Annotated in this window: 1 protein-coding gene; it reads left to right on the forward strand. The window is 67.6% G+C overall.

Going from position 1 to position 250, the window contains the following annotated elements:
• Positions 1-250: aminotransferase class III-fold pyridoxal phosphate-dependent enzyme (locus ACVA58_RS28445; protein ID WP_446513579.1), on the forward strand; the 250-nt coding region annotated here is incomplete at both ends.

Raw genomic sequence — 250 nt, forward strand, 5'->3', positions numbered from 1 at the left:
GGGCGAGGGCGGCTTCTACCAGATGCCTGCCGACTTCGTGCGCGCCGTGCGTGCACTGTGCGATGAGCACGGCATCGTGATGATTGCCGATGAAGTGCAGACCGGCTTTGCGCGCACCGGCAAGCTGTTCGCCATGGAGCACACCGGCGTGCTGCCGGACCTGATGACGATGGCCAAGGGTCTGGCTGGCGGCCTGCCGCTGTCGGCCGTGACCGGTCGTGCGGAAATCATGGACGCACCGGCGCCGGGT

The organism is Photobacterium sp. DNB22_13_2 (assembly GCF_052873915.1).